This is a genomic window from Streptomyces sp. NBC_01341 (genome assembly GCF_035946055.1).
In the GTDB taxonomy this organism is placed as follows: domain Bacteria; phylum Actinomycetota; class Actinomycetes; order Streptomycetales; family Streptomycetaceae; genus Streptomyces.
This window is the reverse complement of sequence record NZ_CP108364.1, coordinates 7163714-7178238: the sequence shown is the minus strand read 5'-3', so window position 1 is coordinate 7178238 and position 14525 is coordinate 7163714. Positions and strand designations below refer to the sequence as shown.

The following is a 14525-nucleotide window of genomic DNA, read 5'->3' as shown; positions in this document are numbered from 1 at the left end:
GGGGTTGCGGTTCGGGCCCCACGACGGAGCCGGCCACCCGCTTCCCCGGCAGGCATCCCCCGCTCGGCGCAGGGGCTGGCACCGCTTCCATCGCCTCACCCGCAGCCGACATGGCGGCTGCGGTCGAAGCCCGGCCGAGATGCGCCGCCCACCGGCCACGACGAACCCACCCTGCCCAACAGGGCATGCACGCGATGTCGGCCGAGGTGACAGCGACCGTGAGCACGCCCAGCTGAACTTCTCGCCCATCCGGCTCCGTGCTCCAACCGGCGGACACGGTCCGACGAACATGACGAAGACGAACAGCAGCGCCAGTCCGACAGTGAGCACCGAGGCGAGGCCCTACGGGTGATCCCGGCGCCCGTCTTGACTCGTGGGCGCCCCTACGCCACCTTCGCGGCACCTGGCCGCCTGCGAGTTCACGCCAGAAGCCGATATGCATCAAGTCGCTGGATATCACCACACACGACACCCTGACGACATCAGAAGTGGAATATATTACTCCTCTTCTGATGTTCCCAAAGGGCGCGACTGACACGGATCAGTTCTTCCACATAACGACATGTGACCCATCGCGTACTTAATGGACCGATGCCGGATAGGCGGTAAAACAACACCGGCCGTCCACCGCCAGGAATCCACTCCCGGGCGATGTGGCGTGGGTCACTGTTGACCATCCAAACGGCGCCCATTTAATATCAGCGGAAATTACCCACCGCCGAGCAGCCGGAAAACAGACACGCCACCGACCGACCCCTGCTTCGCGCGCACCTGCCAAAACTGCATGGAGTCGGCACGAGACGACGGCACCCAGAAGCTACCGTCAGGCCCACTGAACCCGTGAGGATATCGATTCGCAACCCGTAGCGACCTGCCGTACCGGACAAAAATCGGCACATCAAGGGAATCGATCACGCCAGACAGTCGCTCACATTCGCTGCGATACGACTCTGCGGCCTCCATCATGTACTTCGCTTCCAGAAGTACATTCCAGGATTCCTGCTGAATTATTTGAAATAACCCTCTCCACACATGCGCCTGCGCGGTTTCGGAAATGCCGGCCTTTCCGGAACGCAGGAACCGTTTTCGCCGCTTCCTTTTCTAGTGAGGGGTAATCCGTGCTGTCCCCCCGAATTACCGTCAGCCGCCGACGCGGCAGCGCGACATTATCCGCGCCCCTTTCACTGGCGCAGGAGCGCCTTTGGGTCACGGCGCGCATGGAAGGAGCCGCCGGTGCCGCCTACAACGAACCGATGCCCTTCGATATCCGGGGGCCCCTGGACAGGGGCCTGCTTCTCCAGGCGCTGAACCTGCTCGCGGCCCGGCACGAGGCCCTGCGCACCCGACTGGTGCCCTCCGGCGGTTCGGCGCTCCAGGTCGTCGATCCACCGGATTCCGGTTTCCCGGTGGCCTTCGAGGATCTGACGGGGCTGCCGGACGCGGCCGAGCACTTCGCGCGGACACGGATGGAGGTGGAAGGCAGCCCGTTCCGTCTGGGCGAGCAGCCCATGGTGCGCGGCTGTCTGGTGGCGCTCGAACCCGAATACCACGTGCTGCTCCTGACTGCCCATCACATCATTTTCGATGGTTGGTCCCGCACCTTGCTGCTGCGAGAACTGGGCCTGGTGTACACCGCGCTCCGGCACGGTCAGGACGCGTCGCTACCGGAACTGACGTGGCAGTACAGCGACTACACCCGCTGGCAGTGGGACTGGATGTCCGGTGAAGAGCCCACCGCACACGCCGAATACTGGGCCTCCACGTTGACCGGTGCTCCCGCCGTGCTCTCCCTGCCCACGGACCGGCCACGCCCACCGGAGCAGGCTTTCGAGGGTGACCGGGTGCCCGTGATCGTCGAGGAGGACCTGACCGAGGCCCTCCGGGCGCTCGCCGCGGACAACGGTGTCTCCCTCTACGCGACCGTCCTGACCGGCTGGACGCTGCTGCTGTCGCTGCTGTCCGGGCAGGACGACATCGTTGTCGGCGCCCCTACGTCGAACCGGCGCCGCGGGGACGTCGAGGGTCTGATCGGATTCTTCGTCAACACACTCGCTCTGCGTACGGACCTGTCCGGCTCCCCCAGCGTCAGCGACGTACTGGCGCAGGTGAACCAGCGTATCCGCGACGCGCTCAAGCACGTCGACCTGCCCTTCGAGCGGGTCGTGGAGGTGGTCAACCCCCCGCGAAGCCCCGCGTACACGGCGCTGTTCCAGGTCATGTTCGCCTGGGTCCCCTCCATGCGGAGCGAACTGGAACTCCCGGATCTGAAGGTGGAGTTGCGCGAGGACGCCGCTCACGTCCCCGCGAAGTTCGACATGGTCCTCGCCCTGGCCGACGAGGGCGGGTGCCTGGCCGGGGAGATCGACTACGCGGTGGCTCTCTTCGACCGCGACACCGTCGAACGGCACATACGCCAGTTTCTGCGTGTGCTGCGCCTGATGACCGAGCGTCCCGGAGCCGATATCGCCGACCTGACGTTGCTGGACGAGGACGAACAACGCGAACTCCTCGCCACCTTCAGTACCGGGCCCCTCACGGCCGTGCCCGGCGAGCCGGCACCGGCGGGTCTGCTGGAGCGGTTCGCAGCACAGGTACGCGAACGGCCGGAGCAGCTCGCGGTGGTGGCCGGTGACACGGAAGTCGACTACGCGACGCTGGACCGCCGGGCGAGCCGTCTCGCCCGTGCTCTGATCGCCCGCGGTGCCGGACAGGACCGCGTGGTGGGCCTGCACACCGGACGCACAACCGGGCTCGCCGTCGGCGTGCTCGGCATCCTCAAGGCCGGGGCCGCCTATCTGCCCCTCGACCCCGGACAGCCCTCGGAACGGCTCACGGCCATGGTGAGCGACGCCGCACCGGTACTCGTACTGACCGATCAGGCGGACACCTCGGGGGACGACCGGCAGCTGTGGGAGAACCTGGAGAAGGTGGAGGCCGAGGGGGCGCACGACGAATCGCCGGACATCGACACGGACCCCGCCCGGCTCGCCTACGTCATCTACACCTCGGGATCGACCGGTCGCCCCAAAGGTGTGGCGGTGACGCACGGCAGCGTCGTCAACCTCTTCGACCACTGGCGTGAACTCATGGGAGACACTCCGGGTGAGGCGTCATCCGCCTGGTCGAGCATCGGCTTCGACGCGTCGGTGCACGAGCTCCTCTTGCCGTTGACCACCGGAGCGGTGCTGCACCTGGTCCCTGACGACATCCGGGGGGACCCCGGAGCCCTGATGGACTGGCTGCGGGACCGCAAGGTGACCCAGGCGTTCCTGCCTCCGTCCTACGTCCTGTGGATCGACGAGGATCCGGCCGTACGCCTGGCTGGGCTGAGCCTGCGTCAGCTCCTGACCGGGGTGGAGTCCCTGCCCGAGAGCGCCCTGCACCGCATGGGTGAGCTGCTGCCCGGCCTGCGCATCTGCTTCGGATACGGTCCGACCGAGGCGACGCTGTATTCCACCGCCTACACCGACCCACAGCCCCACGAGCGGTCGTGCCCCATCGGGCGGCCGCTGCGGGGCACACGCCTGTACCTGCTCGACGAACGCATGCGCCCAGTCCCGGTCGGGGTTCGCGGTGAGGTCTACATCGGCGGAGCGAGCCTGGCCCGTGGATATCTGAACCGGCCCGACCTCACCGACGAGCGTTTCGGACCCGACCCGTTCGTGCCCGGCGAACGTGTCTACCGCACCGGTGACCTGGCGCGCTGGCTGCCGGACGGCAACGCCGAGTACGCCGGCCGCGGCGACGAGCAGCTCAAACTGCGCGGCTTCCGCATCGAACCGGGCGAGATCGAGGCAGCGCTGCTGGCGGTTCCCGGCGTGCGGGAGGCCGTGGTCATGGCCGACCGCGACGCCCCGGGCGGCCCCCGTCTGGTCGCCGGAGTGGGCTGTGACCCCGAGGCCACGCGGACGGCGTACGAGTGGCGTGCGGCCCTCAGGGACCGCCTGCCGGACTACATGATCCCCGTCGTGGTGGCCGAGTTCCCGCGTCTGCCACTGAACCGCAACGGCAAGGTGGACCGGACGGAGGTGCTGGGTGCGGTGGCACGGGCCCGCTCGGGGCGGGTCAACACGGTCGCGCCCCGCGACGACGTGGAGATGGCGCTGTACCGGATCTGGCGGGGGGTGCTGCTGCACACGGACGTCGGCATCGACGACAACTTCTTCGAACTCGGCGGCACGTCGATCTCGGCGATCAAGATGGCGTCCGCCGTCCAGGAGGAACTCGGTGTGACGCTGCCGGTCCGGGACGTCATGCTGCACCCCACCATCGAGGCGCTCGCCGAGAGGGTGCGCGGCGTCGGCGCCGGAGGCTCACGGCTCGGGGAGTCGAGCAGCCTGGTGGAGTTCCGCGCCGGCAGCGGCGACCGGCGGGTGGTGTGCGTGCATCCCGCCGGCGGTACGGCGTTCTGCTACCTGCCGCTGTCCACGGCGCTGCCCGACGACGTCGGCGTGGTGGGCCTCCAGGCGCCCGGTATCAACCCCGGCGAGGCCACCCTGCCCGGTGTCGAGGCGATGGCCCAGGAGTATCTGCGGCTCGTCGATCCCCGTCACGACGAGGTGCTGGTGCTCTGCGGACTCTCGTACGGCGGGCTGATCGCGTACGAGATGGGACGCCGCCTGGTGGCGGCCGGACACGAGAGGGTGAGCGTGGTCCTGCTCGACACCCACGGCGCGGAGGACGCCGCGCAGCGTGCCGCGATCGCGCCGGTCGGCATGGATGAGTTCCGCGACAAACTGGTGCGCTTCAACGGCATGTACCCGGGCATCGACGACGACCAGGTGGCCCGGTACCTGACCGTCTACAACCACCATCGCGAGACGGCGCGCGACTACGCCGTGCCCGGGTCGCCGGCTCGCGTCGTGCTGTTGCAGGCGACGGCCGTGGAGGACGAGGACGCGGGCGGTGCGGCCGATCGCATGCGTGCGTTCTGGGAGCGCCGCGTCAGCGGTGAGTTCGTCGTCCAGCCCGTGGCCTGCGGCCACTGGGACATGTTGGAGAGCGACGAACTGCCGCGCGTCGCCGGCGTCCTCACCGCCGAACTGGAGCGGGCGGCAACGGGGCCGGGCGTGACCGAGACGCGGCGCACGACACTTTCTGGTACGTCGGAGGCATGATGGAACCCCACGTCGAAACGTCCCCCGCCGATCTGGCGGAGGGCCTGAGCACCCGGGCCGGGATCGCCCTCGGCGTACACCGCCGGGCCCTGCGCACACCGCGGGCGGACGCGGTCGCCGACGGCGACATACGCCTGGACTACGCGACGTTGAACGCTGCCGCGGCCGCGGTGGCCGCCGAACTGGGCCGCCGGGGCGTGACCGCAGGGCAGGCCGTCGCGGTAGCACTGCCACGCTCCTGGCAGCTGGTCTGCGTGATGCTGGGCATCCTTCGGCTGGGTGCGCGGGTGGTGCCGCTGGACACCCAGAGTCCTGGCGAACGCCGTCTTTTCATACTGCGGGATTCCGCCGCGGCCGCCCTGGTGTGCGATGCCACCGAGAGTCTCACCGAGCTTCCGGTGGGTGTGCGGGCGTACACCGTGGACACGTTGCTCCCCGAGGTCCCCGATGCTGCGGCCACCGTGCCGGAACCGCCCGCCACCGGCGATGTGTCCTTTCTGTTCTACACCTCCGGGACGACCGGGCGGCCCAAGGGCGTCGAGGTCCGCGACGCCGGGATCATCCGGCTGGCCCGCCCCGGCTACATCCGCGTCGAGCCCGGCCTGCGCTACTCGTGTCTGGCGAATCCGGCGTTCGACGCGCTGAGCTTCGAGGTCTGGGCACCCTTGCTCACCGGCGGCTGCTGCGTGGTCCTGCGTGACGGGGAGGTACAGACCCCGGAAGGCCTTGCCGCGGCACTGCGGCGCGAGCGGGTGGACACCGTCTTCATCACGACCGCGCTGTTCAACGCGATGGTCATGGCCGTGCCGGACTGCTTCGCCGCGGTCGGCGAGGTGCTGGTGGGCGGTGAGCAGCTCGACTCCCGGGTGATGCGCCGCTGGTACCGGGACAACGCTGACAGCGGCACTCGTCTGTTCAACATCTACGGCCCCACGGAGTGCACCACTTTCGCGCTGTGCCATCCGATTTCCCGGGACTTCGACGGTGACGTGGTGCCGATCGGCCGGCCCCTTCCGCAGACCGGAGCCGTCCTGGTCGTGCCGGGCCAGGAGAGGGTCGCCGCTCCCGGTGAGGTCGCCGAACTCCTGCTGAGTGGCGCAGGGCTCGCGGCCGGGTACCGCAACCTCCCCGAGGAGACCGAGCGCCGCTTCGTGCGGCTCGCGTGGCTCGACGGCGGTGAGGCGAGGTACTACCGCACCGGTGACCTCGTGCGCACCGACGCCGACGGCCTGGTGGAGTACGTCGGACGGACCGACCGTCAGGTCAAGGTCCGCGGCTTCAGGATCGAGCCCGGTGAGGTGGAGCGGCGCGTTCTCTCTCACCCGGCGGTCGGACGGGCACACGTGTGCACACGCCGTTCGGACGAGGCGGGGCCGAACGAACTGCTGGCATTCGTCGTCCTGCAACAGGATGTGGCTTACGAAGAGTTCGAGAGACACCTCGCGGCCCACCTGCCCGCCTACATGCGCCCGCACCGGATCCACCTCGTGGAGGAATTGCCGCTCAACGCCAACGGCAAGGTCGACCAGGCCGCGCTGCTGCGGCAGGCCGGCCGGCCCTGGCGACCGGCCGCCACCGACGGACCGGCGACGACGGAGACGGAGCGCGAGGTCCTCGCGCTCGCCGAGGAGGTTCTGGGGACCACCGGCCTCGGGCTCGGCGACCGGTGGATCGCCAGCGGCGGCGACTCGTTGAAGGCCCTGCGTCTCCGCTTCGCCATCCGGAAGCGGTGGGGCCACGATCTGGCGCAGGCGGTCGTCCTGCACGGCGACCTCGCCGCGGTCGCCCAGGCCGTCGAGTCGACCGGCCCGGCCGGGGAGAGCGCCTTCCCGGCGCCGGTCGTCGCCGGTGCCCGCTCGGCGCAGGCCACGAGTGAGCAGCAGCGGCTGTGGCTTCTGCAGCGCCGTGCACCGGACTCCCGGGCGTACTCCGTCAACCAGGCCTTCCGGGTTGACGGGCCCGTGGACATCATTGCCCTTCGCCGGGCCCTGCGGACTCTGGTGGCACACCATGCGGCGTTGCGAACTGGCTTCGCACTCGGGCCGGACGGCCTGGGCCAGACCGTCGGCGAACCGTACGACCCCTGGCACGAGCCGGGTACGGACCGGCTATGGGACGAGGACGCGGCACAGGCCTTCGCCGGCTCCTTCTTCGCCGACCGCTTCGATCTCGCCGTCCCCCGGATGCTCCGGGTCTGCTGGCTGCCCCATGAGGGGGGCGGAACACTTCTGCTGCACCTGCACCACATCGCCGTCGACGGCTGGTCGCTGAGTATTCTGCTGCGGGATCTGTCCGCCGGTTACGCAGAAGCCACCGGCAAACCGGCCACTCGGCACACGGCACCGGCTCCGACCCCGCTGGACTACGCCGCCTGGCAGAGCGAGTGGTTCGCGACTGCGGCCTACCGGGACCGGCGCGACGAACTCCTGGCCTACTACCAGGCTCTGGAAGAGCCACAGGAAGCGCTGCCCGACCAGCACGCGGAGGCGGTGCCACGGGCTCGGCTCCTGCACACCTCTCTCGACGCCGCCCAGCGGGGCACGCTCGATCTGCTCTGCGCCGAACTCGGGCTGACCCGCTTCCAGGTGCTGCTGAGCGTGTTCTCCGTCAGCGTGTACGGCGTCACCGGACTGGTCCGCCCGCGCATCGCCGCCCCGGTCGCCAACCGCCCGGTGCGCGAGTTCGAGGACAGCGTGGGCATGATGGCGAACACCGTGCTGCTGCCCGTGGCCGTCGCCCCCCGTGAGGACCTGCGCTCGCACCTCGCCCGCACATCGGCCGCTGCCGGTCAGGTGCTTCGTCATCACGAGGTGGCACTGGCCGACGTGCTGACCGGTTGGGAGGGGGTCGGCGACGGCACCCCCTTCGATCTGCTGTTCGTCCTGGAGAACACCGACTTCGGGGCGCTGCGGCTGCCCGGCTGCTTCCAGCGCCCCCTGTGGTGGGCCGCATCGGAGGCCAAGTGCCCGATGACGGTCTCCGTGCTCGAGCACCCGGACGGCATCGACCTGCTGTGGGAGTACGCCGAGGACCGATTCACCGTCGAGGCAGTCGAGGCGATGGCCGAGTTGTTCCGGCGGTGCGTGGACGCGCTCGCGTCCGGTGGCCGCTCCACCCCGCAGGAGCTGATCGCGCCGTACCGGCGGTCCCTGCCGGCGCACGGTCGCGGGCCGGTCCGGGAACCGGGCTTCACCACGATCGCCGAGGGCTTCGCTCGGCAGGTCGCCCGGATCCCTGACGCCCCCGCCGTCCTCACGGCGGACGGCAGCACTCTGAGCTATGCGACGCTCGATGCCCTCGCCACGGCTCTCGCCTCGGAACTGGCAGGCAGTCACCCGATTCCGGCCGACGGCAGCGCTTGCCGGGCCGCTCTGTACCTGAGCCACTCCGTCGAGCACGTGGTGGCCCTGCTGGCGCTGGCGCGGCTGAATGTCACAGCCGTCCCCCTCGACCCCTCCTATCCGCTCGAAGCGCTGCGCCACGTCCTCGAGCGTGTCGACCCCCTGTGTGTCCTGGTCCCCGCGGACGGCGCTCCGGTTCTGGAGACGCTGCTCCCCGACGGCGTGGCGCGGCATCCCGTCCTGCTGACCACCCCGGAGCCGCACCCGGGTGAGGCCCTGGGCGCACTGCCCGCCGGGGGCGCGCACGGCGGCGCCCGGCCGCTGTACACCCTGTTCACTTCCGGCTCCACCGGCGTGCCCAAGGGCGTCCAGATCTCCGACCGCACGCTGTGCGACCTGATCCAGTGGCAGTCCGGCCCCGGCGGCCTGACCGCACCGTCGGCCACCCAGCAGTTCTCGGCGCTGGCGTTCGACGTGTCCTTCCAGGAGATCTTCGGGACGCTGTGCACGGGCGGCAGCCTCCAGCTCGTACGCCCCGAGTGGCGCCAGGACGTCCCCGCGCTGCTGGATCGACTGGAGTCCGCGGGCACCGAGCGGATCTTCATGCCCTACGTGGCCCTGCAACTGCTGGCCGACTACGCGGTCCGCCTGGGCAGGTTCCCCTCCCGGCTGCGCGAGGTGGTCACGGCGGGCGAGCAGCTCGTGTGCACCGACGCCATCCGGCGCTGGTTCGCCGGACTGCCCGGCGCCCGCCTGTTCAACCACTACGGGCCGAGCGAGACGCACGTGGTCAGTGCCCTGTGTCTGGAGGGAGACCCGAGCCGCTGGCCCGAACGGCCGGCCATCGGTCGCCCGGTGGCCGGCGCCGACCTGCGCGTGGTGGACGCCCAGGGCGATCCGGTGCCGTCCATGTGCACCGGCGAGCTGCTGATCGGGGGCAGCATGACCACCCGCTGCTACCTCGGTGAACCCGCTCTCGACGACACGCGCTTCGTCGAGGTACCGGGTGAGGGCCTGTTCTACCGCAGCGGCGATCGGGCGTGGTTCGACAGCGAGGGTCTGCTGCACTACGCGGGCCGGGACGATCAGCAGATCAAGCTGAGCGGTCACCGGCTGGAGCTCGGAGCGGTCGAGGCGGCTCTGCTGCGTCATCCGGCGGTGGTCAATGCCGTCGTCGTGTCGGACGGCGCCGGGCTGACCGCCTGTCTGGAGGTCGGGGACGAGTGCCCGTCCTCCGAGGACCTGACCGCACACCTCTCGTCGCTGCTGCCCTCCTACGTCCGTGTGGACCGCTTCAGACGACTGGAGGGGATCCCGCGCACCCCGAGCGGCAAGCTGGACCGGCGGGCGGCACTTCGGGCACGGGGCGAGGAGATGGGCCGCTCAGCCGTCGTCCGCACCGGCCTCACCGCCGAGGAGGAACGGCTCACCGTCGCCTTCGAGGAGGTCACCGGTGCGACGATCGGACCGGATCAGACCTTCTTCGACGCGGGTGCCTCCAGTCTCACTCTCATGCGTTTCCATCTCCGCTGCACCACAGCGCTCGGCATGCGCTTCGACGTCGCAGATCTGTTCGAGCACGTCACCGTCCGCTCCTTGGCCCGGCGCCTCTCCACCGGCGTCCTCCCCGGCACCCGGACCCCTGCCGCGCCGGCCGGGCCCCGCGCCGGAACCCCGGAACCCGGCGAACCGATCGCGGTCGTCGGCATGGCGGTACGGGTGCCCGGCGCCCCGGACCTGGCGGCGTTCTGGGACCTGGTGGTCTCCGGCGGTACCGGCATCCGGCGCGTCGACGCCCCGGAGGGCGTCATCGGCGCACACAGCACGCTCGACGGGATGCTCGACTTCGACCCGGGCCACTTCGGCATCAGCCCCCAAGAAGCCCGCCTGATGGACCCTCAGCAACGTCACCTGCTGATGGCGTGCGTCCAGGCACTGGCACACGCCGGAATCGCGGACACCGCCGCCGCACGGGTCGGCCTGGTCGCCGGCGCCGGGGAGAACACCTACTTCCAGACCCTGCTCCGCGAAGCCGACCCCGGCCGCCTGCCCGACGGATTCCAGCTCGCGCTGCACCACGAGAAGGACTTCCTGGCCACCAAGGTCGCCTACCACCTCGGGCTGACCGGGCCCGCCTTCAGCGCCCAGACCGCGTGTTCCAGCTCCCTGGTCGCCGTGCATCTCGCGGCCGGCATGCTCCGGCAGGGCGACGCCGACGTGATGCTCGCCGGAGGGGTGCTCGTCGACCCGGGCCTCAGCGGCGGCTACCGCTACCGCCCGCAGCACATCTTCTCCGCGGACGGCGACTGCCGTCCCTTCAGCGACGACGCGACCGGGACGATCGGCGCGAGCGGTGTCGGCGTCGTGGTCCTCAAACCACTGCGGCGGGCACGCCGGGACGGCGACACCGTCTATGCGGTGATCACGGGCTCCGCGATCAACAACGACGGCGCGGAGAAGATGAGTTACACCGCACCGTCCCTGGCCGGGCAGCGCGAGGTGATACGGACCGCACTGGCCCGCGCCGGCCGTACCGGGGCCGACCTCGGCTACGTGGAGGCCCACGGCACCGGTACCCGGCTGGGAGACCCGATCGAAGTGAGCGCGCTCCGGCAGGCGTTCGACGTGGACGAGTCCGGTCGCTGCGCCCTCAGCTCCGTCAAGAGCCAGCTCGGTCACATGGGAGCGGCGGCCGGTGTGGTGGGCCTCGTGCGCGCCGTCCTCGCCGTGCACCACGACACCGTCCCGCCGAACATCAACTTCCGCGCATTCAACCCGGAGATCGGCCCCGACCCCACCCCCTTCTTCGTCCCGACCCGGTCCGCGCCGTGGCCCGGGGGACGCGAACGGGTGGCCGCGGTGAGCAGCTTCGGGATCGGCGGCACCAACGCCCATGTCGTCGTGGAGCAGGACACCGGGACCGGCGCAGCCGTGACACGTGTGGCACCCCTGTGCCTGTGCCTGGTCCTTTCCGCGTCCAGCACGGAGTCGCTGGCCACCGACGCCACCCGGATCGCCGACTACCTGCAACTGCGGCCCGATCGCTTCGAGTCGGTGCTGCGCCACCTGCAGAGCGGACGTGCGGCCCGTGACCTTCGGGTCGCGTCGCCGGTCACCGACGCTGCCTCCGCCGTGCGGTGGCTTCGCGCGGTGGCCGCGGGAGGGATCGCGCACGGTGCCGTGGATCCGGACGCCCCGCCGGTCTCCCCCGCCGACCGCACGGCTGACGCCGTCGCCGAGGCTTGGGCCGCAGGGGCTCCCGTCGACTGGCGGACGGGCCCCGCCCCGGCGCCCTGGGACTTCCCGCCCCCGTCCTTCGCACTCGCGGAGTACGACTTCGACCGCACGCCCCGGACCGCGGTACCGGACCGGCTGCCCAGGGCCGAGTGGCTGCACCAGCCGCACTGGGTCCGGCTCCGCCGTGCCGCCGTCACGGGCACGACCGCGCGGGCCGACCGCGCGTCCGTCGTGGTGGTCGTGGCCTCCGAAAGCACACCGCGGGAGGCGCTCGCGGCGTTCCAGGACGTGGCGTCACGCGTGGTGCGGGTGCACCCGTCCGACGGATTCGTCCGCAGGGGAACCGACACCTTCGACGCCGACCCGGCCGACGCGGCGTCCCTGGGCCTGCTCCTCGACGCGCTGTCCATGGACGGCACCCTGGCCCTGGACGACGTGGAATGGGTGCACGCGCTGCCCTTGGACGTGACGGGCCCGGTCGGTCCCGGCACGCTGCGGCAGGCCCGGCACGCCTGCCTGGACACCAGCGCGGCCCTGGCCCAGGCGCTGTCCGGGCGGACCGGCTCCCCGCGCGTGTGGTGGCTGTCCCACGGCGCCCGGCCCGTGGTGGGCACGGTCCGCAGGCCTGAACTGGCACTCCTGGCCGGGCCGGTCGAGGTCGGCGCCCAGGAGGCCGTTCTGGACGGCCACTGGCTGGACCTCCCCGACCACGACCTGACCCGATGGGGCGGACAGGTGGCCGCGGTCCTCGCCGAAGCACTCCGGGCCGGACGCGCCGGCGATACGGCTCTGCCCAGGCAACTCGCGCTGCGGCAGGGCTACTGGTGGCGGCCGGGCACCGCGCCGGTGGGGGCGCCGTCCGGATCGGAGCCCCCCGTGCCGTCCGGCGGGGAGACGGTCCACCTGGTACTGGGCGGCACGGGTGGCATAGGGCGCGCCATCGCCGCCTGGCTTCTGGAACACACCGGCGGCCGGGTCCTTCTGCTGTCGAGGAGTCCGCGGCTGCCGGCGGAGCTGACCCGCTGGGCCGATCGCGTCGGCCTCGTTCCGGCTGACCTGGCGGCCATGACCGTGCACGAGGTGGCGGCTGCCGTGACCCGCCACACACAGCGGGTGGACGGCGTGTTCCACGCGGCCGGCCTCGGATACGGGGGGCTGCTCGTACGACGCGACGCGAGCGCCATGCGCGAGGCCGCCTCGGTCCGGGAGACTGGCGCGCTCGTACTGGAACACCTGATCGAGTCCTTCCGGCCGGAGATCGCGGTCTACTGCTCCTCGATGTCCGCCCTGCTCGGCGGTGTCGGCCAGAGCGACTACGCGGCCGGCGCGAGCCTCCTCGACGCCTTCGCCCACCACCGCGCCGCAGAGACGGAGAGGACGGTCCGGATAGGCATCGACTGGGACATCTGGAGCGAGACCGGGATGGCGACCCGGGTCCAGAACCCGGACAGCCGCCACCGGGCCCACCTGGAAGTCGGCATGACGGTCGAGGACGGCAAGGCGGTCTTCGGCCATGCCCTGGCCCTGCAGCTGCCGCAGCTCCTCGTCTCCACGACCGGCATCGAGGTCTCCCGCGCGTTCTACGCCCCCTCAGGCGGCGACCGGGCGGAGCCGGTCGGCTCACGGGCCGGACAGGAGCACCGCACGGACGCCGCGACGAATTCACCCGGCCCGGACGGTGCGGCGGAACGAGCCGCCGCCATGACCCGCCTGATCCAGGACCTGCTGGGCGTGGACGAACTGGCCCCGGACGACTCCCTCTACGACCTCGGAGCCGACTCACTGACCCTGATCACCCTGATCGCCCAGATCGAGGACGACTACGGCGTCGAATTCGACCTGGCCTCCTTCAGCTACCGGGTCAGCCTCACCGAGATACTCAAACACGTCGAGGCGGCCGTCGGCCCCGCCGAGCCCGTCGCAGGGGCTGCAAGGGGCACCGGCTCACGTGTCGTCCTCGATGTCTGGCAGGAGGGTACGGGCTCCGCCGTCCTGTGCTTGGTGCACCCCGTGGGCGGGGACATCCAGGCCTACCGTTCGCTGGTGGCAGCCCTGGGCCCCGAACCGACCGTGTGCCTCATCGCCGATCCGGCACTCCGGGACGCCACGATGCCCGCGTGGTCACTGGCCGAACGCGCCCGTCACTACGAGGCAGAGCTGCGCGACCACTTCGGAGGCCCGGACCGCCGGCTCCACCTGGCCGGATGGTCCTTCGGCGCCCGGGTGGCCATGGAGATGGCCGCCCTGGCCGAGTCCGACGGTCGGCCGTTCGAAGCACTCCACCTGCTGGACCCGCCACCGCCGCGGGCGCACGGGCTGGTCGCGTCCTACGACAAGGACGACCTCGAGAAGCTGTTCGCCGCAGAGCTCGGCACCGGCTCGGCGTCGGCGTCGGCGTCGGCTGGGCACGTCCGGGCGTACGCCGAGAGCCTGGCCCGTTGCTGCCGGGCGAACCTGTACAGCCTGGGTGAGCACCAGGTGCGGCCGCTGGCCGTCACCCCCACCCTCCTGTGGCTGGCCGAACGGCCCACGGCGGGTATGCCCGCACCCGGCGATCAGGAGGAGACGAGCCGTCAGTGGAGTGCCTGTCTGCCCTCCTCCGCCGTGCGGCGGTCCCTGCCCACCGACCACTACGGCATCGTCGCGGCGCCGCATGTGCGCACCGTGGCCGAGGCCATCACAGCGATGCTGACGGAACCGGCCACCGCTATGCATCGCAGGCAGGAGCCGGGGCGCGCCCGGTAGACCCGTCCCCGTCCCACCTGATCCACGGCGGCTCGCCCAGAGCAGCGCCATCCTCGCCGACATGCTCGGCCGAGGCTTGTCACCC

The 14525-nt window shown here is 70.9% G+C and carries 2 protein-coding genes; both read left to right on the top strand.

Annotated elements, in window-relative coordinates; translation table 11 throughout:
- The first annotated feature begins 1118 nt into the window (after window positions 1-1118).
- Window positions 1119-5117: a non-ribosomal peptide synthetase gene (locus OG206_RS31380; protein ID WP_327121972.1), complete on the top strand. Its 3999-nt coding sequence runs from the start codon at window positions 1119-1121 to the stop codon at window positions 5115-5117.
- On the top strand, window positions 5114-14440 hold the full coding sequence (locus OG206_RS31375; protein ID WP_327121971.1) for a non-ribosomal peptide synthetase: 9327 nt from the start codon (window positions 5114-5116) through the stop codon (window positions 14438-14440). Before OG206_RS31380 ends, OG206_RS31375 begins: the two co-directional genes overlap by 4 nt.
- The last annotated feature ends 85 nt before the right edge of the window (window positions 14441-14525 follow it).

What these genes read in the sequence shown, in the direction of transcription:
- OG206_RS31375 (WP_327121971.1), top strand. Translation starts at nt 5,114, where the DNA reads ATGATGGAACCCCACGTCGAAACGTCCCCCGCCGATCTGGCGGAGGGC.